Genomic DNA, 24,770 nt, shown 5'->3' with positions numbered 1-24,770 from the left:
AGAGGTTCGCCTGAATCTGTTTCAACGCGGCAGGTCGCTGAACCGCTTGGTCCCGTCCTTCAGCCGGGTTCGCCTTCGGCGCCCAGAGACAATCCTCAGCGCTGTGCTTCGGTCGCCATTTTCAGCGCCAGCGCGGCGAGCACCGTGCCCATCATCCAGCGCTGGATCACCAGCCACAGCGGCCGTCCCGCGAGGAAGGTGGCGATCGAGCCGGCCGTCACCGCGATGATCGCATTGACGGTGAGGCTGATCGATATCTGCGTGGCACCAAGCACCAGCAGTTGCGACAAGACATGGCCCTTGCCGGGGCTGATGAACTGCGGCAGCAGCGACAGGTAGAGCACCGCCACCTTCGGGTTGAGCAGATTGGTCATCAGGCCCATGGCAAACAGCTTGCGCGGCCTGTCCTTCGGCAGTTCGCGGACCTGGAACGGCGAGCGTCCGCCGGGCCTCACCGCTTGCCAGGAGAGGTAGAGCAGATAAAACGCGCCGGCAAAGCGCAGCGCGTCATAGGCAAAGGGCACGGCGAGCAGCAGCGCGGTGATGCCGAACGCCGCCGACAGCACATAGAAGAGGAAGCCGAGCGCCACGCCGCCGAGCGAGATCAGGCCGGCCTTCGGCCCTTGCGACAGCGAGCGCGAGATCAGGTAGATCATGTTCGGGCCGGGCGTCAGCACCATGCCGAGGCAGACCAGCGCGAAGGCGAGATGGTTGGCGGCTTCGGGCATGAACGCAATCTCCGGATGGCGGCAGTTCGCGCTCCCCCGATGGTCTCAGTCCACTGCGCCGGTCATGCGAACGCCGAACATGTGCCTTCGCCGGCCCTTGCGCGCAAGAGCATGGCGGAGCCAGCCGTTGCGCCAGACCGTGGCCGCAGCATTCCGCGGCCGCAATGATCAGCTGACGACGCGCAGGTTCGACAACTCGTTGGCGATTTCCTTGAAATTGTTCGACAGCGTGGCACCGGTCGCGTTCCAGAACAGCTTGGCCGGCTTGCTCGGGTCTGTCGGGTCCTTGCGGAAGCGCGAATCCGAGGAACATGCCTTCAGAGCGTCGATCGCCTTCTTGTCACCGGCATCGGTGGTAGACAGGTCGAGCGCGACGGTCATCACCATGATGTTGGCTGCCTTGGCGTTGTTGCAGAGCGTCGTCATCTGCTCGTTGAGCGCAGCGGTGTAGTTGCTGCTCGAATAGTTGAACTGGCCGATGGCGCTGGACGTGCCGCCGAACAGCCGGGTCACGGCTGTGCCGTAGTAGGCGAGGCCGGTGTAGCCATAGGCGGCATAGGTCGACTTGTTGCCGGCCGGGTCGCTGCTTACCGTCGAATAGGTGTTCTCGCCGTCGGTAAGCACGATCACGACCTTGTCGTTGCCGCGCTCCGTTTCCGGCCGCCCGCCAGTAAACGGTTCGCCGCTCGACACGGTGCGCCAGCCCCAGGCCATGCCTTCGGGCACGTTGGTGTTGCCATTGGGGGCCATCAGGTCGATCGCGGCCTTGATCGCCGTCAGCCCTTCCGGCGCGGTGACGTCGGTCAGCGGTGTGATCGGCGTCGTGGTGCAGCTGTAATTGGGGCCGGCGCCCGTGCCCAGCACCGGCGCATCGATCGGGCGCGGCTGGAAGTAATTTGGCCATGTTGGATTGCCGGGTCTTGCCGTCCGCGCTCGACGGATCGTCGTTCCACCAGCTGTTGGCGGCGCCGTAGGTCTTGGGCTTCGCCTCGTCGGGGTCCTGGGTGATCTTCCAGTGATTGCCCGGCTCGTCGGGCGCGAACATCGGCACGAACATCGTTGCCGGGTCGCCGAAGCCGGTGCCGGTGTTGTTGGGGCCACCGGAGGCCGGCGCGTCATTGACGTTGTAGGGGTAGGGCCGGACCTCGACGCAGCCCTGCCAGCTGGCGAACGGGCCGTAAGTGTCGTTGTAGTCGTACTCGTTGTGGCTGCGCTTGCAGGTGTTGTTGGAGCGGTATTCGTCGCAGACGACGCGCTTGCTGCCGACGATGCGCTCGTGGTTGGTGACGACTTTCATGTCGCGGTAGAGCGAGAACCGGGTCAGCATCTGGCCTTCCTCGGTCCCCCAATCGCTGCCCTTCTTGTACCAGATGCCATTGATCATCTGGGCATATTTGTTGGCGGCGTTCAGCGTCGACCAGTCGAAATTCTCGTTGTGCACCGGCGACAGCCCGTAGGCGTCGATCCAGGATGCGTTGTCGTTGTCGGCGCCGACATTGACCGAGGCCGCGAAGGGCACCAGGCTGAACTGGACGGGCTTGTCGATCTGCTTGATCATTGAGGCTTGCAAGGCCAGCGTGTCGACGAGCTGCTTGGCCGCGTCCTTGAGCAGATCGATGCGCTTCTGCCCGGAGCCGGTGCCCGGCGTGCTCATGGACCCGGAATTGTCCAGCACCATGGCGACTTCCAGCGTGTTTTTCAGCCGGACTTCCGAGCACACGGAATAGTCGATCGTAGAAGAGGATTTGCCGACCAGCATCGCCGCCGCCGGCAGGAAATAGGGATGATACACCAAGGCAGCGCAGAGCTTAAGAATACCGCCGCCGGTGGTGCTGGTCGGCAGCGTGACGGCGAGCGTCGTATAGGCGGGATCGACATTGTTGAGATTGGCTTTGAAGAAGTCGAGCGCATAGGCTTTCAGCTGGTCGTCTGTGGCACCCTCGACCAGCCGGCGCGCGGTGGCAAAATTGGCGGCGTCGAGCGCGTTCACAACCGTCTGCTTCTGGCTGGCCACTTCCGAGTAGTCGACGGCCATCGCCACACCGCCCATCAGCGGAACCATGGCCAGCACTGTCATGAGAGTATAGTTGCCACGCCGGTCGCGGCAGAATTGACGCCAGAATTCACGCATGTCTTGGAGCGGCCCCCGCCGACGGATTTCAATGAGGCCAGAGTTTCACAAAACGCTGAAGGACGGGTTTGGGAAACCAGTCGATTGCGCGGCCCGCGCTTCACCAAGCACTAACCAAAATGGCCGAAGCCGCAGCCCATTTTGCAAAACAAAACGCCCCGCCTGAGCGGCGGGGCGCTTTGCAATTGCGGTTTGCCGGTTAGCTGACGATGCGCAGGTTCGACAACTCGTTGCCGATTTCCTTGAAGTCGCCAGACAAGGTGGCTCCGGTCGAGTTCCAGAAAAGCTTCGCTGGCTTGCTCGGGTCGGTCGGATCCTTGCGGAAGCGCGAGTTTGAAGAACAGGTTTTCAAGGCAGCCATCTGAGCTGCCTGGGCAGTGTTGTTCGCGTCGAGATCCAGCGCGATGGTCATGACGATCAGGTTGCCGGCCTTGGCGTTGGCGCAAAGTGTGGCGAAATGCTCGTTCATCGCCTTGGTGTAGTTCGCATTCGAATAGTCGGTCTTGTTGAAGCCGGCGCTGGTGCCAAGAAATGGGCGGCCGTAGGTGTTGGGGCTGTTGAACGGCTTGGTCTGACCGGGATAGGCAAGATATCCCAGGGACGAATAGATGGCCTTGGCGCCGGCGAGGTCGTTGCCACCAGAGGCCCAATTCGTGCCCGAGTAAGATTGCGCGGTCACCGAGGTCGGCGTGTAGTAAGTGTTGGCGCCGTCCGTCAGCACGATTACGACCTTGTCGTTGCCTTTTTCGGTCTCGGGCCTGCCGCCTGTGAACGGCGCTGTGCTGGAAAGCGTCCTCCAGCCCCAGGCCATGCCTTCCGGCACATTGGTGGCGCCGCTGGCGACCATGACGTCGATGGCCGCCTTGACCGAAGTCGCGCCCGCTGCGACTGACACGTCGGTAAGCGGGGTGATCGCAGTCGTGCTGCAGCTTACATTCGGCCCGGCATTCATGCCGTAGGCCGGCGTGATCTTGTTGCCGGCGTTGAAATACTTCGGCATGAACTTCTGGCGTGTAGCGTTATTGGTGCTGGTCGTCACGTCGAGATGCCAGTTGTTGTTCGCCGGGCGCGCCGGGTTGTTGGTGTCGACATTGTCGGTCTCGTCGGGCGCGAACATCGGCACGAACATTGTTGCCGGCGTCGCGGTTGAAGCCGCCGTATCCTGGATGTTGTAGGGATAGGGGCGGGATTCGACGCAGCCACCCCAACTCGCGATAGGTGCATAGGTTATGTTGGACTGACAGATGCCGTTCGAGGCCGTGCATGCCGAAATGCGTCTCATCCATTTATAGAGCGAAAAGCGCGTTAGCGGCTGGTTTACCTGCGTCGCGTCCCAGCCCGTGCCTCTGGCGTAATAGGTGCTGCCGACCTTCTGGGCATATTGGGCCGAGTTGTTGGCCGAGGTGAGCGTCGACCAATCGAGGTTCTCCTGGTCGAGGGGCGAGACGCCTGTCGTGTCCATCCACGTCGCGGTGGCGTTTGTCGGACCGACATTGACGGAGGCGGCGAACGGAACGAGGCTGAACTGGACAGGTTTGTTGACCTGCTTCATCATCTGGGCTTGGGCGGCAAGCTGGTCGACGAGCTGCTTGGCGGCATCCTTCAGCAAGTCGAATCTCACCTTGCTCGAGCCGTGGCCAAGCTCGGTCATCGAGCCGGAATTGTCGAGCACAAGCGCGACTTCCAGCGTGTTCTTGAGGCGGATCTCGGAGCACGCCGAGAGTTCGGTATCTTCGGCCGTCCTTCCGATCAGCATGGCGGCCGCCGGCAGGAAATAGGGGTGATACTGCAAATCGGCGCACAGCTTCAGTGTGCCGCCGCCGGCGTTGTTGTTGGGAAGCGTGACGGTCAGCAGCGTATTCGCCGGCTTGACATGCCCAAGATTGGTCTCGAAGAAGGTCTTGGCATAAGTCTTGACGGCCGCGTCGCTCGCGCCCGAGACGATCTGTTGCGCGGTGGCGATGCCGGCGGCATCCAGCGCGTTCAACGTATCCTGCTTTTGGCGCAGCAGTTCCGAATAGTCGACAGCGAGCGCTACGGCGCCCATCAGCGGCACCATGGCGATAACGGTCATCAACGCATAATTGCCGCGCCTGTCGCTTCCGAATTTCCGGATCATTGCCTTTGGACCCCTGCCCACACCCAGTTCTGGGCAGGACGATGCCACGAATCGTTAAATTTCACGTTGCTGAAATACGTCCAAGATCGGCCTGCCTTTTCAAGGCTGGTTAACCACACAGCCATCGGCCGTGAAATTGGCCCCTGGAGTGAAGCCACACGAAGCCCAGGCGAAAGCTGGTGACAGGGTCAAGCGCTTCGGTTAATCCGGACGCGGCTGCGGCGGACCGTCGGCTGCGGCGCTTGCAACGATCGTGATTTGGGAAAACGGCATGGCTAATTCGCCCGACATCATCGGCTCGCTCGCGGATTTGTCGGGAGCCTATTCCGCCATCCTCTGCGACGTATGGGGCGTGGTCCACAACGGCGAATGGCATTTCCCGGCGGCGACCGCCGCGCTGGCAACCGCGCGTGCGGCGAAGCTGCCGGTCGTGCTGATCACCAATTCGCCGCGCCGCAGCGCCGATGTGGTGGCGCAGATGAACGCGATCGGCGTTCCGGCGGACGCCTACGACCGCGTCGTCACCTCCGGCGACGTCACCCGCGACCTGATTGCCGAGGGCCCGCGAAAGATCTTCCATATCGGCGCCGACCGGGATTTCACGCTCTATGAGGGTCTCGACGTCGATCTTGTCGAGGAGTTCGAGGCAGCCGGCGTGGTCTGCACCGGTCTGTTCGATGACGAGGTGGAGAAGCCGGAAGACTACGCCGATCTGCTGCGGCGGCTGCGTGCCAGGAACCTGCCCTTCATCTGCGCCAATCCCGATATCGTGGTGGAGCGCGGCGAGCGGATGATCTGGTGCGCGGGAGCATTGGCCCGCGACTATGCCCAGCTTGGCGGGCGCACGTTGATCGCCGGAAAACCTTACGCGCCGGTCTATGAGGCCGCGCTGAAAGAGGTCGCCAGCATCATCGGCCGCGCGGTCGATCGCTCGCAGGTGCTGGCCATCGGCGACGGCATGATGACCGACGTCAAGGGTGCCGCCGACAATGGCTTCGACGTGCTCTACGTGTCGGGCGGCATCCATGCCCGCGACTATGGCGAGGCGCTGCAGCCGGATCCGGCGAGACTCGCGGCCTTTCTGGAAAAGCACGGCTACCGGCCGGTCGCGGTCATTCCGAGACTGCGGTAGGGTCGCGGCATGACGGGAGCCTTCGAACGCATTTCCGCAACCTTGCCGCTGCCTGCCTGTCTGCGTGGCGGCGTGGTGGCGATCGGCAATTTCGACGGCCTTCACCGTGGCCATCAGGCGGTGCTCGAACGCGCGCTTGCGGAAGCCGGCCGGCGTGGCGCGCCCGCTCTGGTGCTGACCTTCGAGCCGCATCCGCGCAAGGTGTTCAGGCCAGACACGCCGCTGTTCGTGCTGACGCCGCCGCCAATGAAGGCGCGGCTGTTGTCGCATCTGGGTTTTGCCGCACTCGTCGAACAGCCGTTCACGCGCGACTTCGCTTCGCTGTCGGCTGAGGCTTTCGTCACCGATGTGCTGGAAAAGAACCTCGGCATCACGCATGCCGTCACCGGCTTCGATTTCCATTTCGGCAAGGACAGGCAAGGCGGCCCCGCTTTTCTGATGGCTGCCGGCGAGCGCCACGGTTTCGGCGTCACGCTGGTCGATGCCTTTCGCGACGAAGGCGCCGAAGTGGTGTCGTCGAGCCGCATCCGCGCGCTGCTCGGCGAGGGTGAGGTGGCCGAGGCGGCCGGCCTGCTTGGCTACCGCTTCACCGTCGAAGGCGAGGTGATCGGCGGCCAGCAGCTTGGCCGCACGCTCGGCTTTCCGACCGCCAACATGAGGCTTTCGCCCGAAGCTACTCTAAAGGAAGGAATTTATGCCGTACGCTTCCGCCGCGCCGACGGCAAGCTTCATGACGGCGTCGCCAGTTTCGGCCGCCGCCCGACCATCGACGACAATGGCGCGCCGCTGCTGGAAACCTTTGTCTTCGACTTTTCCGGCGATCTGTACGGCGAAATTTGCGCGGTATCGTTCTTCGGTTTCCTGCGTTCGGAGGTGAAGTTCGACGGGCTGGACGCCCTGGTCGCGCAGATGCGGCGCGACGAGGCCGAGGCAAGGGCGCTGCTTGCCGGTGTCAGCCCGCTGTCGAAACTGGACCGCGCGATGGCTTTTTGACGGTTTTCAGGGCTCGCGGTCGAAAGTCGCCGAAGAAATACGACGAACTGTGAAGCAGTTCATCGTAGGCGGCCGGCAAAGCGCTCAACACTCGTTGATGAAAGCCGACCTCTTTATCTGGGGCGTTATCTGGGGCGTTGTGCTCCTTTGCGCCGGAATGTTCATCCTCTGCGATGGGCTGAGCGCACATTGGGGCAAGACCGGCAATGGCCGCAGCCTGGCCATCGTCATGCTGCTTTCGCCGCTCTCCTACTCAGCCTTTGCCTTCATCAACACCAGGATGAACCTTGCCGTGACGGGCGCGCTGGTCAACACCATCGTCGTGGTCGGGGCCGTGCTTGTCGGCGTCATTGTCTTCAAGGAGGAACTGTCCTCGATGCAGTATCTGGGGATCGCGCTTGCCGTGGCGTCCGTCACCTTGCTGAATCTGGCATGAGGCTGTGAACCTACTTCTTCAGCGCCAGGCCGACGGCGATGAACGTCCAGCCCTGGAAGATCAGGTCGATGGCCAGGAAAAGCCCGAGCACCCACAGGCTGTTGACCGGCCAGCCCATGGCGATGACCAAGCCCGCCAGCGCGCTGATGACGCCGGCCGCGACCAGCCAGCCCCAGCCTTTTTCCGGCCTGTGCTGGTAACCGACCCAGGCCCTGAGCACGCCTGAAGCAACCAGCGCGACTGCCAGCAGGAAGGTCAGCACCGCCGACGCCAGCAGCGGATTATAAAAGGCGAAGAACCCGGCGACGGCATAAAGAAGCCCGCTGAGCAACCAGTAGAAGAAGCGGCTCCATGTCTTCACGCCGAAGGCATGCATGATCTCGATGACGCCGGCCATCAGCATCAGCCAGCCGACGACATAGACCGAGGCAACGGTGGCGATGAACAAATTGCCGAAGGCAATGCCGCCGAAGATCAGCAGCAGCACGCCGAGCCCGACGAACCATCCCCATTTCGCCCGCGTCTGACTGATCGCATCTTTCAACGCATCGCCGTGAAAAGTCATTGTCGCCATCTCCATCGAAGGGTCGTAGGATACTGCCGATGGAGGTTAGTCCCGCCGCCTGCGCACGTCCAGCGGGCGGGCTAACACCGGGACGGTTGCAAACAGGGATCAGATGTCTCGGGTTTAAATCAAATTTTACCAAACCGTCGTCAAAGCTGTGGTCAACGAGCAGTTGTGTTGTGCTAGTGGAGTGTCCATGAGTCCGGTCAGAAAAATGTCTGTGGTTTTGGCGGCTGCCGCGCTGAGCGTGGCAGGTTCTGCCAAGGCAGGCGAGGGCGCCTTCGGCTGGCTGTCCGGCGACTGGTATCTGACGATCGGCGCCACCGGCATGGTCGCGCCGAATTTCGAGGGCGGCAAGAAATACCTGCTCAGCGCCTCGCCGATCATTTCGCTCGGCAAGGCCGGTCCGGCAGCCCGCTTCACCTCGCGCAACGACAACATCTCGCTGGCGCTGATCGACGACGGCAGCGTACGGGCCGGCCTGACCGGAAAATTCCTGTTTTCCCGCGACAGCGAGGATGAACTGCAGGGCCTTGACCCGGTACGCTGGGGCGGCGAGGCCGGCGGCTTCTTCGAATTCTATCCCTTGGACTGGTTGCGCGCCCGTGCCGAGCTGCGCCACGGCATTCGCGCCCATAACGGTTTTGTCGCCGATATCGCCGCCGACGCCTTCTACGATGTGACGCCAAATGTCAGGATTTCGGGCGGACCGCGCGTTTCCTTCGCCTCATCCGACTATTTCGACGCCTACTACGGCGTCAACGCGCAGGAAGCCGTGGCTTCGGGCCTCAGCGAATATCATCCGGGCGGCGGGCTGAAGTCGACAGGCCTTGGCGGCGCGGTGACCTGGAAAGTGACCGAACCGATGACCGCCAGCCTGTTTGGTGAGTATTCCCGTCTGATGGGCCCGGCGGCTGATTCCAGTCTGGTCAGGGAGCGCGGCGACCGCGACCAGTTCACGGTCGGCGTCTCGACCACCTATCGCTTCGATTTTTCGATGTGAGAGGCATCCTGCTCTATTCCAGCAATCGCGTATCGATCGGATGGCTCGTCGCGCCAACGATCGCGATGCCTTCACGTTCGAGCAGAGCTGGGTTGAGCAGATAGTTCCTTGTGAACGGCACGATGATGCAAGGCACTTCCATTAACGCATGACTGGCAGCGGCGATAAAGTCCGTCCCAAGTTGCCGCGTTTTTGCCAGATTGTCTCTCCAACTGGCCGGCAAGTCGGGGGTCGTGATGGTGACGCCATCCGGCACTTCGATTTCCAGAAGCTGGTAGGTAGGCGGCAAGTCCTCCGCGTCGGCGTGAACCAAAATTTCAAGAAGCGCCGTGGCGGGATGATCCGCGCAATACACCATGGAAGTGCCCTTGATATTCCAACGGCCGGCGCTGATCATGGCGCCTCGGCCAGACAAATCAGCGAAATTGGATATGCGCCATAGACGCATTGTCAGGCGAAAATGCCGTAATCAATGCGATTAAGTTCTTCTTCCACAAGAGAAGCGCCAGTTTCTGATTGCAGCAGCTTGATGGGGGCTTCGTTGAGCACTCTGCTACGCTTGCGCAACCAACGCTGCGCTTTTTCGTGATCACCAAAAACGCGATCCGCCATGGTCGAAATACGTTCCAGTCTTAAGACTCGATCAGACTCGGAAACTGTCAGTTTCTCACTGCGTTCTTTCCTGCGCGCCAAAGTGCGCCGTGAACCCACGATCTTATAAATTTCGTCATTGCTAAAACCGCGGTGGCGGAGTTCTTCGACTTTGGTGAAACTGACCAAAAATTGTCCGGTTGCGGCATCCCGAACGATAACATCTGCCTGTACGCGCTCAGCCTTTTCCTTTGACGCCGACTTTCTGACGGTCGTCGGCTGAACCTTGAAATGCAAACCGGACATCGTTTATCTCCAATGCCATCTGCCCACCTATATATGCGCAACTGGCACATGCTGCAAGGGAAGTGGCCACGAGTTCGGGCTTTTCAATGGGGCCGGCCTCGTTTAAAAGCCCGGTCATGACGCAGTTCCCTCGCGCGCTCGCGATTGCGATACGAATTACAAGCCCGGTGTTCCAGGCAGCCTGAAGGCTGCCGGAGCCGCCGGGAATCTTGCGCGGCCTCTCGCGCTTTTTCCAAATCATGATAGTTCAACGCCCGAGCTCCTTTGCCGCCGGGCAATGCACATGGCAGACCAATGACCGACACAACCGATACAATCGACTATTCCAAGACGCTTTATCTGCCGCAGACGGATTTTCCGATGCGCGCCGGCTTGCCGGAAAAGGAACCGCTGCTGGTGAAGCGCTGGCAGGACATGGACCTCTACCGCAAGCTGCGCGAGGACGCCGCCGGCCGCGAAAAATACGTGTTGCATGACGGCCCGCCCTACGCCAACGGCAACATCCATATCGGCCATGCGCTGAACAAGATCCTCAAAGACGTCATCACCCGCTCGTTCCAGATGCGCGGCTACGATTCCAACTACGTGCCGGGCTGGGACTGCCATGGCCTGCCGATCGAATGGAAGATCGAGGAGCAATACCGCGCCAAGGGCAAGAACAAGGACGAGGTGCCGGTCAACGAGTTCCGCAATGAATGCCGCGAGTTCGCCGCGCACTGGATCTCCGTGCAAGGCGCGGAGTTCCAGCGGCTCGGCGTCGTCGGCGATTTCAAAAATCCCTATACGACGATGGCCTTCCACGCCGAGGCGCGCATCGCTGGCGAGCTGTTGAAGTTCGCCATGTCGGGCCAGCTCTATCGCGGCTCCAAGCCGGTGATGTGGAGCGTGGTCGAGCGCACGGCGTTGGCCGAGGCCGAAGTCGAGTACCAGGACTATGAGTCAGACACGATCTGGGTGAAGTTTCCGGTCGCCAGCCTCATGCGGCCCGTCACCACCGCTGAAGACGAGCAGCCGACAACGTTGACCGAGACCTCGCTTGACCTGCTCGAGGCCCATGTCGTCATCTGGACGACGACGCCCTGGACCATCCCCGGCAACCGCGCCGTCAGCTATTCGCCGCGCATCGGCTATGGCCTTTACGAGGTCACGGGGGCAGAGAACGCTTTCGGCCCGCAGCCTGGCGAAAAGCTGATCTTTGCCGACGCGCTGGCCGATGACGCCGCTGCCAAGGCCAAGGTCACCTTGAATCGTCTTCACACCGTTTCGGCCGAACAGCTTGGAAGCCTTACGCTTTCGCATCCCTTCAGGGGTTTCGGCGGCGGCTATGAATTTCCCGTGCCAATGATTGCAGGCGAGCATGTCACCGACGATGCCGGCACCGGCTTCGTTCACACCGCGCCCAGCCACGGTCGCGAGGATTTCGATGCCTGGACGGATGCCGCGAACGAGCTTCGCCAGCGCGGCATCGACACCGCCATCCCGTTCCCTGTCGACGATGCCGGCTTCTTCACCAAGGACGCGCCGGGTCTCGGCCCGGATCGCGAAGGTGGCGCTGCGCGCGTCATCGACGACAACGGCAAGAAAGGCAACGCCAACCAGGCGGTCATCGACGAGCTGATCAAGCGCAGCGCGCTGTTCGCGCGCGGCCGGTTGAAGCATTCCTATCCGCATTCCTGGCGGTCGAAGAAGCCGATCATCTTCCGCAACACGCCGCAATGGTTCGTATACATGGACAAGGAGCTCGGCGACGGCACAACACTGCGCAGCCGCGCGCTGAAGGCGATCGACGACACCCGCTTCGTGCCGGCGGCGGGCCAGAACCGCATCCGCGCCATGATCGAGGAGCGCCCCGACTGGGTGCTGTCGCGCCAGCGCGCCTGGGGCGTGCCGATTGCCGTCTTCGCCGACACCGACGGCAATGTGCTGAAGGATGAGGCAGTCAACCAGCGCATCATGGACGCCTTCGAGAAGGAGGGCGCCGACGCCTGGTTCGCGGCCGACGCCAAGGAGCGGTTCCTCGGCAATCACGATGCCTCCCGGTGGAAGCAGGTGATGGACATCCTCGACGTCTGGTTCGATTCGGGCTCGACGCATGTCTTCACGCTGGAGGACCGTCCCGACCTGAAATGGCCGGCGGACGTCTATATGGAAGGCTCCGACCAGCATCGCGGCTGGTTCCATTCCTCGCTGCTCGAAAGCTGCGGCACCAGGGGCAGGGCGCCTTACGAAACCGTCGTCACCCATGGTTTCACCATGGATGAGGAAGGTCGGAAGATGTCGAAGTCGCTCGGCAACACCGTCGTGCCGCAGGACGTCATCAAGCAGTCTGGCGCCGATATTCTGCGGCTGTGGGTGGTGACGACCGATTACTGGGAAGACCAGCGGCTCGGCAAGAACGTACTGCAGACCAACATCGACGCCTACCGCAAGCTGCGCAACACCATCCGCTGGATGCTGGGCACGCTCGCCCATGACGATGGCGAGGAGGTGCCGCTGGACAAGATGCCGGAGCTGGAGCGGTTGATGCTGCATCGGCTGGCCGAACTCGACGAGGTCGTGCGCTCGGGCTACGACGCCTTCGAATTCAAGCGCGTCACCCGTACGCTGCTCGACTTCATGGTGGTCGAGCTGTCGGCCTTCTATTTCGACATCCGCAAGGACGCGCTCTACTGTGACGCGCCGTCGAGCATAAAGCGCAAGGCTTCGGTGCAAGTGGTTCGCCATCTCTTCGATTGCCTGGTGAAGTGGCTGGCGCCGATGCTGCCCTTCACCATGGAAGAGGCATGGCTCGACCGTCATCCCGATGCGGTGTCGCTGCATCTCGACCAGTTCCCGCAAATCCCGGAAAACTGGAAGAACGAGGCGCTGGCGGAAAAATGGCGCAAGGTGCGGCAGGTTCGCCGCGTCGTCACCGGCGCGCTGGAGATCGCCCGCGCCCAGAAGGTGATCGGCTCGTCGCTGGAAGCGGTGCCGGTGGTCAGCCTCGACGATGCGGCGCTCGAAGCGGCGATATCGGATGTCGACATGGCCGAGATGGCGATCACCAGCGATCTCGTCATCGCCCACGGCCCAAGCGGTTACCAGGCGCCAGTAGGCGCCTTCACGCTTGACGACGTTAGGGGTGTTGCCGTGGTGGTCGAGAAGGCCGAGGACCGCGGCCTGGTTAAATGCGCGCGGTCGTGGCGTTACACGGCCGATGTCGGGCAGGACGCGGAATTCCCCGATGTTTCGGCTCGGGATGCCGCCGTCCTGCATGAACTGAAGGCCCTTGGCCGGCTTTGATCAGCCGGCGTATCCGGTGCACAAATGCCACGGCGGGCGGTCGATAACCGCCCGCGCGTTGCCCTTAACGAGTGGTTGATATAAACACGCGAAACTCCGGCCGACAAATTGTCGCCGGATTTCCGTCGCAAGTGCATGGACGATGGGGCCCGGACCTTTGGCCGGTGGCGATCGAGAGGCTGTCTAGAGTGGGACTTTTTGGTATGACCGAGAGATATCGCGTGCGCGTTGCGCTGCTGGCGCCGCTTGTCGCATCGGGCCTTGCTCTGTCCGGCTGCATGGGCTCGCCGACCTACGGAACCGACAAGACCGCAGGCGAGCAGCTGGCCGGCGACCTCTCCAGCGCCTTTTCATTCGCGCCCAAGCGCAAGGAACAAATAGACTACAAGCCGCGCCCCGAACTGGTGAAGCCGGCGCCGGGACAGAAGGAAGTGCTGCCGCCGCCGCAGGAAAGCATTGAGACGGCGAGCGCCGATTGGCCCGAATCGCCCGAGCAGCGTCGCGCCCGCCTGCGTGCCGATGCCACCGCCCATCAGGACGATCCGTCCTACCAGTCGCAGATCGTCGATGACGTGCAGACGGATCCGGCCTCTGTGAAGAGAGCGATGGCGGAGTCAGGCTCGAGCCACCCGCCGGCCTGGAAACCTGCGGATTCGGACAAGGGTCGCGCCGACGAGATCAAGCGTCGCCTCGCCGAAAGCAAGCAGGGTGACCCGAACAAGCGCAAATATCTGAGCGAGCCGCCCGTGCAATACCGCGTCGCGGCCGATACGGCGCCGCAGGGCGATATTGGCGAAGACGAATACAAGAAGGAACGCCGCCTCAAGAAGGAGGCAGCCGCCAAGAGCAAGTCCGGCGGCATGTTCGACTGGCTGCCGTGGTGAGAGCCTAAAGCCTAGCCAAAAAGCCCAGGGCCTCTAAAGCGCGTCAGTTGACGCGCTTTAGGTCTTTGTTTTTATGCATGTCGTTGTCCCAAAACCGCTGCGCACTTTTGGGCGACATGCATTAGGTTTCGCGTCGCTCCCTGAAAAAATCCTTCAGCAGCAAGGCTGCATCGTTTTCGGCCATGCCCGGATAGATGTCGGGCGTGTGGTGACAAGTGGGCGACGCAAAGAAGCGCACGCCGTTGACCACGGCGCCCCCCTTCTCGTCGGCAACGCCGAAATAAAGCCGGCGCAGCCTGGCGAAGGAGATGGCGCCGGCGCACATGGCGCAGGGTTCCAGCGTTACATAGAGATCGTGACCGGTCAGCCGCTCGCTGGAGAGCTTGCGGCAGGCCTCGCGGATGGCCAGCATCTCGGCGTGCGCCGTCGGGTCGGCAAGCTCGCGGGTGCGGTTGCCGGCACTGGCAACGACCGTGTCGCCGCTGGCGATGACCGCGCCGACCGGCACTTCGCCGCGCAAGGCGGCTGCTTCGGCCTCCTTTAACGCCAGCGCCATGAAATCCGGCCGCTTCACGCGGGTTTCCATCCCGATTATCTCCTCGCCACTCAGGCGTGATCCTGTTATTGAGCGCATAACCTCGAAAATCGGACTCGGTTTTCGGAAATGATCATGCGCCAAATCAAAAGTGCTACAGCGTCCTTTGCGCGCCCGAAAGGATGCGCCACGCTGTAGCAGCGCAAACGGGCAAAGGCCACATGGACGACAACGACAAGAAATTCCGGCCCAAAAAAGGTCCGGCCAGAAGCGGCCCGAAAGCCGCGGGACCGCGCAGCCGCGATGGCGCCGCGCGCAAAGGCGGCAAACCATCCTTCGGCGCCAAGAAACCTTACGCTCCACGCGGTGACCGGCCGATGGCCGCCGAGGGCGAGCGGCCGAAGCGTGACTTCAAGAGCGGCGACCGGCCGTTCAGCAAGGGGCCACGCCCCGACGGCAAACCTTTTGAAAAGCGCGAAGGACCGCGCAAGCCTTATGCACCACGCGGCGATCGTCCGATGGCTGCCGAGGGTGAGGGGCCGAAGCGCGACTTCAAGAGCGGCGACCGGCCGTTCAGCAAAGGGCCGCGCCCCGAAGGCAAGCCTTTTGAAAAGCGCGAAGGCCCGCGCAAGCCTTACGCACCGCGCGGCGACCGGCCGATGGCCGCCGACGGCGAGCGGCCGAAGCGCGACTTCAAACCGCGCGAGGCCGGCGACCGTCCATTCAGCAAAGGACCGCGCCCCGAAGGCAAGCCTTATGAGAAGCGCGAAGGTCCGCGCAAGCCCTACGCTCCGCGCACCGACCGACCGGCCGCCGCCGCCGAGGGCGGCGAAAAACGTTTCGATCGTCCCAAGCGGGACTTTGGCGATCGCGCGCAGCGCGACGCCGGCGATCGTCCCAAGCGGGACTTCAGCGATCGTCCCAAGCGCGATTTCGCCGGCGATCGGCCGCAGGGGGCATCAGGCGGTTTCAAGCCACGCCCGCGTCCCGCCGAGGCAACGGAAGAGGCTGGCGAGCGGATCGCCAAGCGGCTGGCCCGCGCCGGCCTGGCCTCGCGCCGCGATGCCGAGGAACTGATTGCCGCCGGCCGCGTCAAGGTCAACGGCCGCGCTTTGACCTCGCCGGCCTTCAATGTCATGCCCGGCGACATCATCCATCTCGACGGCATGGAAATCCCGCCGATCGAGCGCACCCGGCTGTTCCTGTTCCACAAGCCGGCCGGCGTGGTCACCACCAACCGCGATCCCGAGGGACGGAAAACCGTCTTCGACGTGCTCCCGGCCGACCTGCCGCGGCTGATGACCATCGGCCGTCTCGACATCAACACCGAAGGCCTGCTGCTGCTCACCAATGACGGCGGGCTGTCGCGCGTGCTCGAACTGCCGGCCACCGGCTGGCTCAGGCGCTACCGCGTGCGCGTCCACGGCAAGGTCGAGGAAAGCGCGCTCGCGGGTTTACGCGAAGGCATTGCCGTCGACGGCGTCTTCTACGGCGCCATCGAAGCGACGCTCGACCGTGAGCAAGGCACCAACGCCTGGCTGACGCTTGGCCTGCGTGAAGGCAAGAACCGCGAGGTCAGGAACATCCTCGGCTCGCTCGGCCTCGACGTGACGCGGCTGATCCGCATTTCCTACGGGCCGTTCCAGCTCGACGATCTGCGCGAAGGCCATGTGCTGGAGATCAAGGGCCGGGTGCTGCGCGACCAGCTTGGCGAGCGTCTGGTTGAGGAATCCGGCGCCAATTTCGATGCCGAGATCACCAAGCCGTTTTCCAACAAGCCGGTGCGGCGCGAGGCGGTGCGGGAAGAAGAACCCGAGCGGCCGAAATTCACCCGCGACGGCGAACGCCGCCCGATCGGCGAGGGCGGGCTGATCAAGAACCGCAAGCGCCGCGAAGGCAGCCGCGACGAGGCGTTGGGCAAGCTGTCGACAAGTCCCGGCAGAAGCTTTGGGCCGGAAAAGAGTTTTGGTGAGCGTGGCCCCAAACCTGAGCGTGGTGGCTTCGGCGACAAACCCCGCGGCGGCTTTGGCGACAAGCCTCGTGGTGGATTTGGCGGGAAAAAGTCCGAACGCGAGCAGCGGCCGATCGAGCCGCCGGGCCAGCGCAAGGCCAATGTGTGGATGGCGCCGGGCGCGCGGCCGATCGGCAAGGGCAGGGCGGACGCCGATGCCGCCAAGGCAGCCGAGACCAAGGCGCGCAAGGCCTCGTTCAAGCCGGCCTATGGCAAGCCGGCTGGCGCAAAGCCGTTCGGCACGCGTGGAGATGGCGCCGGCAAGCGCGGCGGTGAGCGGCCGCGCGGCGGCCCCAAGGGCAAGTAATGCGGATCGTCGGCGGTGAGTTTCGCGGGCGTCCGCTGGCGACGCCCCGCAGCAGCGCCATACGCCCGACGACCGACCGCACCCGCGAGGCAGTCTTCAACGTTTTGGCGCATCGGTTTCCCCAGAGCCTCCAGGGCGCGCGCGTGCTCGACCTGTTTGCCGGCACCGGCGCGCTCGGCCTCGAAGCGCTGTCGCGTGGTGCGTCCTACGGCGTCTTCATCGAGGAATCGGCAGAAGGACGCGGCCTGATCCGCACCAATGTCGAAACCTTCGGCCTCACCGGGCGCACCAAGATTTTCCGCCGCGACGCCGCCGCACTTGGCGAAGCGGGCACCATCGCCGCATTCGGCCTGGTCTTCGTCGATCCGCCCTACGGCAAGGGCCTCGGCGAACTTGCGTTGCGCTCGGCGCGGGCCGGCGGCTGGCTCTCGCCCGGTGCGCTCTGCGTCGTCGAGGAAGCAGCGGCAGCAGCTTTCGAGGCAGGGCAAGGTTTCTCGGTGGTCGACGAGCGCAACTATGGCGAGACGGTCATCCGCTTCATCGAAGCCGCCTGAGTTGGCCTCTTTGCGGCCTCCTTTGCCGGCAACATGACGAACAATTCACTTTGCCTAAGCCAAGAAGCCTGCCTATCGTTCCCAGCATGAAAACCGGAGCCATTGATGACATCTCAAGTTGAATGGCTGCGCGGTGCGCTGTTGACGACGTCTCTGGCTTTGACGCTGACCGGCCCGGTTCTGGCCGCCAACGCAGGAGACGCCAGCAAGGTGACGGACTTCCTGCTCGACAACGGCATGGAGGTCGTGGTCATCCCCGATCACCGGGCACCGATCGTCACCCATATGGTGTGGTACAAGATCGGCAGCGCCGACGAGCCGCCGGGCAAATCCGGCATTGCCCATTTCTTCGAACATCTGATGTTCAAGGCGACGAAGAATCATGCCGCCGGCGAGTTCGACCGCGCCATCTCTGCCATCGGCGGCTCCAACAACGCCTTCACCTCTTATGACTACACCGCCTTCCACGAGACGGTGGCGCCGTCGGCACTCGCAGACATGATGGGTTTCGAGGCAGACCGGATGCGCAATCTCATCCTCACCGACGAAGTCATCAAGACCGAGCGCGACGTCATCCTAGAGGAGCGCCGCTCGCGCATCGACAGCAATCCCGAGGCCGTGCTCGACGAGGAAGTCGACGCCACGCTGTGGCAGAACCAGCCCTACCGCATTCCGGTGATCGGCTGGATGCAGGAGATGGAGCAGCTGAACCGGACCGACGCCACCGCCTTCTACGACAAGTATTACACGCCCAACAACGCCGTGCTGGTGGTGGCCGGCGACGTCGAGCCGGACGCGGTCAAGGCGCTGGCCGAAAAGACCTTTGGCAAGATCGCGCGTGGCCCGAACCTGCCGCCGCGCATCCGTCCGGTCGAGCCGGAGCAGAACACCAAACGTACGGTGACGCTCACCGATGCGCGCGTCAGTGTGCCGAGTTTTTCGACGCAGTGGGTAGTTCCGTCCTATCGCACGGCAAAGCCCGGCGAAGCCGAGGCGCTCGACCTGCTCGCCGAAATCCTCGGCGGCGGAAACCGCAGCCGGCTCTACCAGGAGCTTGTGGTCAAGCAAGGCATTGCCGCCGGCGCCGGCGCCTTCTTCCAGGGCACCATGCTCGATGCCACCAATTTCACCATCTATGGCGCGCCGCGCGGCGACGCCAAGCTGGCCGCTGTGGAAGCGGCGGTCGACACCGAAGTCACCCGCATCGCCAAGGACGGTGTCACCGAGCAGGAACTGGAGAAGGCCAAGGACCGTTATATCAGATCGATGATCTTCGCCCGCGACAAGCAGGATTCGATGGCAAACATCTATGGCTCGACGCTGGCCACCGGTGGCAACGTAAGGGATATCGAGGAATGGCCTGACCGCATCCGCAAGGTCACTGCCGACGAGGTGAAAGCTGTCGCCGCCCGCTATCTGGTGCTCGACCGTTCGACGACCGGCTATCTCTTGCCGAAAACCCAGGCGGAGAACTGATTTGATGACATATCTCGGCCCAATGCGCCGCCCGCTCTTTCCTTCTTCCACCAGGGGAGAAGTGAAGGCCTGGCGCGCCGCCACCCCGCTGATCACCTTGCTGCTCTCGGTTCTGTTCCTGCTTTTGCCGGCGCTTGCCGCTCGCGCCATGGACATCCAGCAGGTGACGTCGCCGAAAGGCATCACCGCCTGGCTGGTGGAGGATCATACCGTGCCGATCGTCGCCATCCGCTTCGTCTTCGACGGTGGCACGACGCAGGACCCGGCTGGCAAGGAAGGGCTGGTCAACCTGATGACCGGACTGTTCGACGAGGGCGCCGGCGATCTCGACAGCGAGGCCTTCCAGACAAAGCTGGACGATGTCGGCGCCGAAATGGGCTTCGATGCGCGGCGCGACGGCACCTATGGTTCGATGCGCATGCTGGCCGAGCAGAAGGATGCGGCGTTCGATCTGTTGCGGCTGGCGGTCACCAGGCCGCGCTTCGATCAGCCGCCGATCGACCGCATTCGTTCGCAGATACTGTCCGGCATCATCGCCGGCGAGAACGACCCCGGCACCATCGCCCAGACCAAATGGGCGGAAGCGATCTACGGCACGCATCCCTATGCGCGGCCCGACGAGGGCACCAGGCAAAGCCTCGCCACCATCATGCCGGAGGATCTCATCGCTTTCCACAAGAGCAACTTCGCCCGCGACGGCCTGCATGTGGCGGTGGTCGGCGCCATCGACGCCGAGACGCTGAAGCAAAAGCTCGACATGGTCTTCGGCGACCTGCCGGAAAAGCAGACGCTGAAGCCCGTCGCCGACATCGATCCGAAGCTCGGCCAGCAGCTCGAGGTCAATTACGACCTGCCGCAGACTTCACTGCAGCTGGCCTATCCCGGCGTGAAGCGGGATGCGCCGGACTTTTTCGCCGCCGTGCTGATGAACGAGATCCTCGGCGGCGGCACCTTCACCTCGCGCCTGTTCGGCGAGGTGCGCGAAAAGCGTGGCCTGGCCTATAGCGTCAGTTCGGATCTGGTCGACCAGAAGCACGCCAACGCCCTGCTCGTCACCACGGCGACACGCTCCGACCGGGCGGGCGAGACGCTGGGCGTCGTGCGCGAGGTGATCAAGCGCATGGCGCAGGAAGGGCCGACCGAAGCCGAACTCGAGGCGACCAAGAAATACATGGTCGGCGGCTATGCCATCAACAATCTGGATTCCTCGAGCGCCATTGCGTCGACCCTGGTCGAACTGCAGCTCGACAAGCTCGGCATCGACTACATGCAGCGGCGCGGTGCCCTCATCAACGGCGTGACGCTGGATCAGGTCAAGGCGGCGGCGAAGAAATTGCTCTCCACCGAGCCGGCGATCATGGTCGTCGGACCGAAGCTGGGCGAGGCCAAAAAAGGATGAGCCCGACCTTTGGTGTTGCCTTTGGCGGCGGCGGCGCCCGTGGCTTGGCGCATATCCACGCCATCGAGGCGCTGGACGAACTGGGCATCAAGCCGGTCGCCATATCGGGCTCGTCGATTGGCGCCATTATGGGTGCCGGCATGGCGTCCGGCATGGCCGGCAAGGACATCCAGGCTTATGCCCGTTCGATCCTCAGCCGCCGCGCCGAAGTGGCGACGCGGATGTGGCGGGCGCGGCCCGGCACCTTCGCCGAGGCGGTGCAGGGCGGATTGCGGGTCAGCCAGTTCAATATCGAGCGCATCCTGAAAGCCTTCCTGCCGGAAGCCATCCCCGAAGCCTTCGCCGGCCTCAAAATACCGCTGAAGGTGACGGCAACGGACTACTTCGGCCACAAGCTCGCCGTGTTCGACGACGGCGACCTGCATTCGGCACTGGCCGCCTCTGCGGCTATTCCCGCGGTGTTCCGCCCGGTGATGCGCGACGGCAGGCTGCTGATCGACGGCGGCATCTACAACCCGGTGCCGTTCGACCTGATCAAGAAGGATGCCGACATCATCATCGCCGTCGACGTGGTCGGCGCGCCGACCGAGGCCGAGCGCAAGCACCCGACCTCGGTCGACCTGATGTTCGGCGCCACGCAATTGATGATGCAGTCGATCATCGCCAACAAGCTGAATCAGTGCCAGCCGGATATCCTGATCCGCCCGGCGGTGTCGAAATACCGCGTGCTCGATTTCATGAAGATCGATGCCTTGCTGGCCGAAACGGCTGACATCAAGGACGAGCTTAAGCGTGAAATCGAGAAGGCGGTAGAGGCGCAGGCCGGCGCCGCCAAGGCCAAACGCACCAAACGTGCGGGTGGGTGAGGGCGGTCTAATTTCCTTCAATGAAACAGTGCGCGGGCTACACGCGCCTCGCCAGGGAGCGGGGCGCTCGGCGGCGTTAAACTCCTGGTAACCCTCCTAAGTCGAAGGCCAAAAAGGTCTGACACCTTTTGATGCCCCCCATCTATGTTGGGGCTGACTTGAGGTGAGGCGAAGGAGTATAAAATCGCGATGGCCACAGTACTGAACGCCAGGGGCGTTCCGCTCCCCTACAGCGGGTCTTCCGTAAAGTGGTTTTCGGCAACAAATTCCGGACCGGCACTTTATGGAAGCATGTACAACGACTCGATGTACGGCGATGCCGGCGTCACCGTTCAAATGTTCGGCGGCAAGGGCGACGACATTTACTATTTGTATTCGTCGAAAAACAAAGCGGTCGAGCTTGCCAACCAGGGCGTCGACACCATCTCGACGCCGATGAGCTATAGGCTCCCGGAGAATTTCGAGAACCTGACGGTCACCGGCGACAAGCGTTATGCCTTCGGAAACGCGGTAGACAACATCATCACCGGCGGCTCCGGCCAACAAACGCTCGACGGCCTGCAGGGCGATGACGTTCTCAAAGGCGGATCCGGGGCGGACATTTTCGTCGTGACTTCAGGCAACGGCAGCGACCTGATCCTGGACTTTGGCGCCTCCGATAGCGTGCGCGTCGGGAGCTACGGCTTCATCTCCTTCGAGGAGGTGCAACTCAACATGGTCCAGTCGGGAGCGGACGTCCGGCTCGATCTCTCCGAGGACGAGTTCGTCGTCTTTGCCAACAAGACCATTGACCAGTTCACCGCAGGTCAGTTCAAGCTGGCTTTGGACAGGTCGGCTCTCGAGTTGTCCTTCTCGGACGACTTCAACACGCTGGACCTGTGGAATGGCTCGAGCGGGACCTGGGACTCGAATTTCTGGTGGGGGGCCGCGAACGGCAGCACACTCACGGACAACAACGAGCTGCAATGGTACGTCGACACCGACTACGCCCCGACGAGTTCCGTCAACCCGTTCAGCGTAGAGGACGGCATCCTCACGATTACCGCGGCCCGAGCTCCCGAAGCGATCCGGCCCTTCATAAACGACTACCAATACACCTCAGGTGTGCTGACGACTTACGAATCCTTCGCGCAGACCTACGGCTATTTCGAGATCCGGGCCGACATGCCCGAAAAGCAAGGTGTCTGGCCGGCCTTCTGGCTTCTCCCGGCGGACGGCTCCTGGCCACCGGAACTGGACGTTGTGGAGATGGTCGGTCAGGACCCGAACAAACTCATTATGACGGGCCACTCGAACGCAACGGGAACGCATACGACGGTGTCCTCGACACCCTACGTCGCGGATACCGCGGGGTTCCACACTTATGGGGTGCTGTGGACGCAAGACGAACTCGTCTGGTATTTCGACGACGTCGGAGTTGCGCGCGCCGCAACGCCCGCCGACATGCACGACCCGATGTACATGTTGGTCAATCTGGCGGTGGGCGGCATAGCCGGAACCCCCGCCGACGGACTTGCCACGCCAGCGGAAATGCAGATCGACTACATCCATGCCTACGCGCTGGACGATTGGCTTGTCTAAAGCATGATTCCGAAAAGCGGGGATCCAGTTTTCGGAAAAGATCATGCCAAAACAAGAAGATAGAGCCACATCCCGTTTCCATCGGGATGGAACAGGCTCCAGGCAGACCAACGCAGCCGGAAGTTGGTGAACGACAGGGTTCGCGCTTTCGCGTGACGAAAAGTCGGAACGGGAGACGTTCGCAGTCGGAACCCGCACGCGCGTCTGAAGCGCGAAGTAGGGAAGCCGGTGGAGGCCAGGCCAGCGCCATCAGGGCCAAACGCACCAGGCGTGTGGATGGGTGAACAGCCGGTGGTGTTGCCGCCGCTGCGCGAAAGGCGACCCGGAGCATATCAATCAATCAGGCTACTAAGGTTCTGCCAGCGGGGTCTTCCCCAACGGAAGAAGTGCATGTAAAAGGGTATGTTAGCAATTCGTTAAGTACTGATTGGGGTGAGCGTAAGGGGGTGTTAGGCCATGAACTTCAAGGGGCTGATGAAGCGTTCGGACAAGGCATTTAAGGAGCTCGAATCCGAGTTGGCGGACGCGTTCGATGAGTGTCTCAAACTCGACGACCAGCCGCCGCCAGAGAGCGTCCCGGATGAGAATCTCGCGGCAAACAATGACAGCTCGCAGCCTGAGGGCAGTGCGGACTCTCCCGAAACCGCACGGCGGCAGACTTCGCATACCCAAACCCGATTGGCGGCACTGAGTGCGGTTGATGGGCTCTTTCACGATGCGCAGGACTTTTTGGAGGAGATCAACGCGAAACTGTCGGAGATCGCGACCTCGCACCATCTGACGCGCGAATTCCTGAACATCCTTCACAGCGACGTTCTTCGCGCCAACGAACTGGAACTGGCAAATGTCGACCTGACCACACACCAAAGAGTGCTGTCGGAACAGCTCCACGATGCGACCAGAAAGCAGCGCGAGCGTGAAAGCGCGGTCGAAGTGCTGCAGCAGCGCGAGACAAGCCTGGTTCAGGACAGGGAAGCACTTCGCAGTGCGCTGGCAGCAGTAAGGCTGGAACTCGTGGAGGCAGCCAATGCGAGCGCAAAACGCGAAGCGGACTTCGGCGGCATCGTCAAGGCGCTTGCGGCCAAAACGGTCGAGGCCAATAGACGCTCGCGCGAGAACAAGTTGCTGCGGGAGAAGCATGTCAGCCTGTCGATCGATCTCGAAAAGGCGCGCAAGCGGGAAGCTGAGACGCGCCACAGGCTCGACGAGCTCTCAACGATCCATGCCAGCGAAGCGGCGCGACTTTCGGAACTGCTGGCTGCGCTCGGCAAGAGCGAGAAGGAGGAAATGCGTCTCCAGAAATCGTTCGAGATAGCGCAAACGAAGCTGTCGGAAATGACCGAAGCGGCTCATATCATGGAAGGTGACAGGGAAGCCGAGCTTGCACGCAGCCACGCGCAGATGAGCGGCTTGCGTTCTGAAATTCAGAACCTCCAATCGCGACTGGAACTGGCCTCGAACGAGAACAGCGAAGCCGCCGCCGAGGTTGCCAGGCTCAAGGCTCAATGGAGCGACGCCGTGGCCGAAAAGCAGGTTGCGGATGAAAAATTGTCGGCTCTCATGAAGGAGAGCGAAAGCGACAAGACGAGCCTTTCGACATTGAGCGCGAATTTTTCGCAGCTCTCGCTGCAGCAGGCGTCCGAACAGATGCAGTTCGATGTTCAGAAGCAGGAATGCGAGGACCTGCGAGCCGAAGTGGCGTCGCTCAATGCCCGGATCAAGGAACTGTTGCCCTATGAGCGCCAGCACCGGGTCACCAACGCCAAGCCGCGCGAAGGCGTCGTGGTCGAAATCAACGGCGTGGTAGCGGAGGCAGCGCGCGCCACAAGGCGGCGCGCCCGTCGAAACATGCGCGCCGCGCCGTAGGAAAG

At 62.6% G+C, this 24,770-nt stretch carries 19 protein-coding genes and 1 pseudogene; 13 read left to right on the top strand and 7 right to left on the bottom strand.

Features of this window, described 5'->3' with window-relative positions; all coding sequences use genetic code 11:
• Positions 1-95: 95 nt before the first annotated feature.
• The 3 genes and pseudogenes from LHFGNBLO_RS26565 to LHFGNBLO_RS26555 form a co-directional block, all read right to left on the bottom strand.
• Complete coding sequence (locus tag LHFGNBLO_RS26565) at positions 96-728, bottom strand: LysE family translocator (RefSeq protein ID WP_258602250.1); 633 nt, start codon at positions 726-728, stop codon at positions 96-98.
• A 168-nt stretch (positions 729-896) separates the two neighbouring features.
• A pseudogene (locus tag LHFGNBLO_RS26560) lies at positions 897-2,859 on the bottom strand (pilus assembly protein TadG-related protein).
• 199 nt (positions 2,860-3,058) lie between these two features.
• Complete coding sequence (locus tag LHFGNBLO_RS26555; RefSeq protein WP_258602249.1) at positions 3,059-4,978, bottom strand: pilus assembly protein TadG-related protein; 1,920 nt, start codon at positions 4,976-4,978, stop codon at positions 3,059-3,061.
• Positions 4,979-5,249: 271 nt separating this feature from the next.
• On the opposite strand from LHFGNBLO_RS26555, the gene LHFGNBLO_RS26550 reads away from it, so the two are divergent.
• From LHFGNBLO_RS26550 to LHFGNBLO_RS26540, 3 genes are all read left to right on the top strand, one after another.
• A complete protein-coding gene (locus tag LHFGNBLO_RS26550; RefSeq protein ID WP_258602248.1) occupies positions 5,250-6,110 on the top strand; it encodes a TIGR01459 family HAD-type hydrolase in 861 nt (286 codons plus the stop codon).
• Between the two features lie 9 nt (positions 6,111-6,119).
• Entirely contained in the window at positions 6,120-7,103 is a 984-nt protein-coding gene (locus LHFGNBLO_RS26545; protein ID WP_258602247.1) for a bifunctional riboflavin kinase/FAD synthetase, read from the top strand.
• Between the two features lie 97 nt (positions 7,104-7,200).
• Positions 7,201-7,539: a hypothetical protein gene (locus tag LHFGNBLO_RS26540; RefSeq protein ID WP_258602246.1), complete on the top strand. Its 339-nt coding sequence runs from the start codon at positions 7,201-7,203 to the stop codon at positions 7,537-7,539.
• A gap of 10 nt (positions 7,540-7,549) precedes the next feature.
• On the opposite strand, the gene LHFGNBLO_RS26535 is transcribed toward LHFGNBLO_RS26540, so the two are convergent.
• A complete protein-coding gene (locus tag LHFGNBLO_RS26535) occupies positions 7,550-8,104 on the bottom strand; it encodes an HdeD family acid-resistance protein (RefSeq protein WP_258602245.1) in 555 nt (184 codons plus the stop codon).
• Between the two features lie 214 nt (positions 8,105-8,318).
• On the opposite strand from LHFGNBLO_RS26535, the gene LHFGNBLO_RS26530 reads away from it, so the two are divergent.
• On the top strand, positions 8,319-9,107 hold the full coding sequence (locus LHFGNBLO_RS26530; RefSeq protein ID WP_413774646.1) for a MipA/OmpV family protein: 789 nt from the start codon (positions 8,319-8,321) through the stop codon (positions 9,105-9,107).
• Between the two features lie 13 nt (positions 9,108-9,120).
• On the opposite strand, the gene LHFGNBLO_RS26525 is transcribed toward LHFGNBLO_RS26530, so the two are convergent.
• On the bottom strand, positions 9,121-9,555 hold the full coding sequence (locus LHFGNBLO_RS26525; RefSeq protein ID WP_258602243.1) for an RES family NAD+ phosphorylase: 435 nt from the start codon (positions 9,553-9,555) through the stop codon (positions 9,121-9,123).
• Between the two features lie 2 nt (positions 9,556-9,557).
• The gene (locus tag LHFGNBLO_RS26520) at positions 9,558-10,004 is read right to left on the bottom strand and encodes an antitoxin Xre/MbcA/ParS toxin-binding domain-containing protein (RefSeq protein WP_258602242.1); all 447 of its coding nucleotides are present in this window, start codon (positions 10,002-10,004) and stop codon (positions 9,558-9,560) included.
• A 294-nt stretch (positions 10,005-10,298) separates the two neighbouring features.
• Here LHFGNBLO_RS26520 and ileS point away from each other — a divergent pair, with 294 nt between their 5' ends.
• Both ileS and LHFGNBLO_RS26510 read left to right on the top strand, forming a co-directional pair.
• The gene (ileS, locus tag LHFGNBLO_RS26515; protein WP_258602241.1) at positions 10,299-13,286 is read left to right on the top strand and encodes an isoleucine--tRNA ligase; all 2,988 of its coding nucleotides are present in this window, start codon (positions 10,299-10,301) and stop codon (positions 13,284-13,286) included.
• A gap of 203 nt (positions 13,287-13,489) precedes the next feature.
• Complete coding sequence (locus tag LHFGNBLO_RS26510; RefSeq protein WP_258602240.1) at positions 13,490-14,170, top strand: hypothetical protein; 681 nt, start codon at positions 13,490-13,492, stop codon at positions 14,168-14,170.
• A 121-nt stretch (positions 14,171-14,291) separates the two neighbouring features.
• Here LHFGNBLO_RS26510 and LHFGNBLO_RS26505 read toward each other — a convergent pair whose 3' ends face one another.
• Positions 14,292-14,744 carry a nucleoside deaminase gene (locus LHFGNBLO_RS26505; RefSeq protein WP_258609907.1) on the bottom strand — a complete coding sequence of 151 codons (453 nt, stop codon included), beginning with the start codon at positions 14,742-14,744 and terminating at the stop codon, positions 14,292-14,294.
• 182 nt (positions 14,745-14,926) lie between these two features.
• On the opposite strand from LHFGNBLO_RS26505, the gene LHFGNBLO_RS26500 reads away from it, so the two are divergent.
• From LHFGNBLO_RS26500 to LHFGNBLO_RS26470, 7 genes are all read left to right on the top strand, one after another.
• Positions 14,927-17,023 carry a pseudouridine synthase gene (locus tag LHFGNBLO_RS26500; protein ID WP_258602239.1) on the top strand — a complete coding sequence of 699 codons (2,097 nt, stop codon included), beginning with the start codon at positions 14,927-14,929 and terminating at the stop codon, positions 17,021-17,023.
• The gene (gene rsmD / locus LHFGNBLO_RS26495) at positions 17,023-17,577 is read left to right on the top strand and encodes a 16S rRNA (guanine(966)-N(2))-methyltransferase RsmD (protein ID WP_258602238.1); all 555 of its coding nucleotides are present in this window, start codon (positions 17,023-17,025) and stop codon (positions 17,575-17,577) included. The genes LHFGNBLO_RS26500 and rsmD overlap by 1 nt, the downstream gene beginning before the upstream one ends.
• Positions 17,578-17,682: 105 nt before the next feature.
• On the top strand, positions 17,683-19,053 hold the full coding sequence (locus LHFGNBLO_RS26490; protein ID WP_258602237.1) for a M16 family metallopeptidase: 1,371 nt from the start codon (positions 17,683-17,685) through the stop codon (positions 19,051-19,053).
• Positions 19,054-19,075: 22 nt separating this feature from the next.
• Entirely contained in the window at positions 19,076-20,452 is a 1,377-nt protein-coding gene (locus LHFGNBLO_RS26485) for a M16 family metallopeptidase (protein WP_413774734.1), read from the top strand.
• Entirely contained in the window at positions 20,449-21,318 is an 870-nt protein-coding gene (locus LHFGNBLO_RS26480) for a patatin-like phospholipase family protein (protein ID WP_258602235.1), read from the top strand. Before LHFGNBLO_RS26485 ends, LHFGNBLO_RS26480 begins: the two co-directional genes overlap by 4 nt.
• A gap of 189 nt (positions 21,319-21,507) precedes the next feature.
• Positions 21,508-22,899 (top strand): family 16 glycosylhydrolase, encoded by a 1,392-nt coding sequence (locus LHFGNBLO_RS26475; protein WP_258602234.1) that lies wholly within the window; start codon positions 21,508-21,510, stop codon positions 22,897-22,899.
• 456 nt (positions 22,900-23,355) lie between these two features.
• The gene (locus tag LHFGNBLO_RS26470) at positions 23,356-24,765 is read left to right on the top strand and encodes a hypothetical protein (protein ID WP_258602233.1); all 1,410 of its coding nucleotides are present in this window, start codon (positions 23,356-23,358) and stop codon (positions 24,763-24,765) included.
• Positions 24,766-24,770: the final 5 nt, after the last annotated feature.

The sequence above is a fragment of the Mesorhizobium sp. AR10 genome (genome assembly GCF_024746795.1).
Lineage (GTDB): Bacteria > Pseudomonadota > Alphaproteobacteria > Rhizobiales > Rhizobiaceae > Mesorhizobium.
Note: the sequence above shows the minus strand (reverse complement) of the source record. Positions and strands in the feature narration are given on the sequence as shown.

Coding starts and splice junctions, on each gene's coding strand:
- LHFGNBLO_RS26565 (WP_258602250.1), bottom strand. CDS start 728: ATGCCCGAAGCCGCCAACCATCTCGCCTTCGCGCTGGTCTGCCTCGGC.
- LHFGNBLO_RS26555 (WP_258602249.1), bottom strand. CDS start 4,978: ATGATCCGGAAATTCGGAAGCGACAGGCGCGGCAATTATGCGTTGATG.
- LHFGNBLO_RS26550 (WP_258602248.1), top strand. CDS start 5,250: ATGGCTAATTCGCCCGACATCATCGGCTCGCTCGCGGATTTGTCGGGA.
- LHFGNBLO_RS26545 (WP_258602247.1), top strand. CDS start 6,120: ATGACGGGAGCCTTCGAACGCATTTCCGCAACCTTGCCGCTGCCTGCC.
- LHFGNBLO_RS26540 (WP_258602246.1), top strand. CDS start 7,201: ATGAAAGCCGACCTCTTTATCTGGGGCGTTATCTGGGGCGTTGTGCTC.
- LHFGNBLO_RS26535 (WP_258602245.1), bottom strand. CDS start 8,104: ATGACTTTTCACGGCGATGCGTTGAAAGATGCGATCAGTCAGACGCGG.
- LHFGNBLO_RS26530 (WP_413774646.1), top strand. CDS start 8,319: ATGTCTGTGGTTTTGGCGGCTGCCGCGCTGAGCGTGGCAGGTTCTGCC.
- LHFGNBLO_RS26525 (WP_258602243.1), bottom strand. CDS start 9,555: ATGCGTCTATGGCGCATATCCAATTTCGCTGATTTGTCTGGCCGAGGC.
- LHFGNBLO_RS26520 (WP_258602242.1), bottom strand. CDS start 10,004: ATGTCCGGTTTGCATTTCAAGGTTCAGCCGACGACCGTCAGAAAGTCG.
- ileS (WP_258602241.1), top strand. CDS start 10,299: ATGACCGACACAACCGATACAATCGACTATTCCAAGACGCTTTATCTG.
- LHFGNBLO_RS26510 (WP_258602240.1), top strand. CDS start 13,490: ATGACCGAGAGATATCGCGTGCGCGTTGCGCTGCTGGCGCCGCTTGTC.
- LHFGNBLO_RS26500 (WP_258602239.1), top strand. CDS start 14,927: ATGGACGACAACGACAAGAAATTCCGGCCCAAAAAAGGTCCGGCCAGA.
- rsmD (WP_258602238.1), top strand. CDS start 17,023: ATGCGGATCGTCGGCGGTGAGTTTCGCGGGCGTCCGCTGGCGACGCCC.
- LHFGNBLO_RS26490 (WP_258602237.1), top strand. CDS start 17,683: ATGACATCTCAAGTTGAATGGCTGCGCGGTGCGCTGTTGACGACGTCT.
- LHFGNBLO_RS26485 (WP_413774734.1), top strand. CDS start 19,076: ATGCGCCGCCCGCTCTTTCCTTCTTCCACCAGGGGAGAAGTGAAGGCC.
- LHFGNBLO_RS26480 (WP_258602235.1), top strand. CDS start 20,449: ATGAGCCCGACCTTTGGTGTTGCCTTTGGCGGCGGCGGCGCCCGTGGC.
- LHFGNBLO_RS26475 (WP_258602234.1), top strand. CDS start 21,508: ATGGCCACAGTACTGAACGCCAGGGGCGTTCCGCTCCCCTACAGCGGG.
- LHFGNBLO_RS26470 (WP_258602233.1), top strand. CDS start 23,356: ATGAACTTCAAGGGGCTGATGAAGCGTTCGGACAAGGCATTTAAGGAG.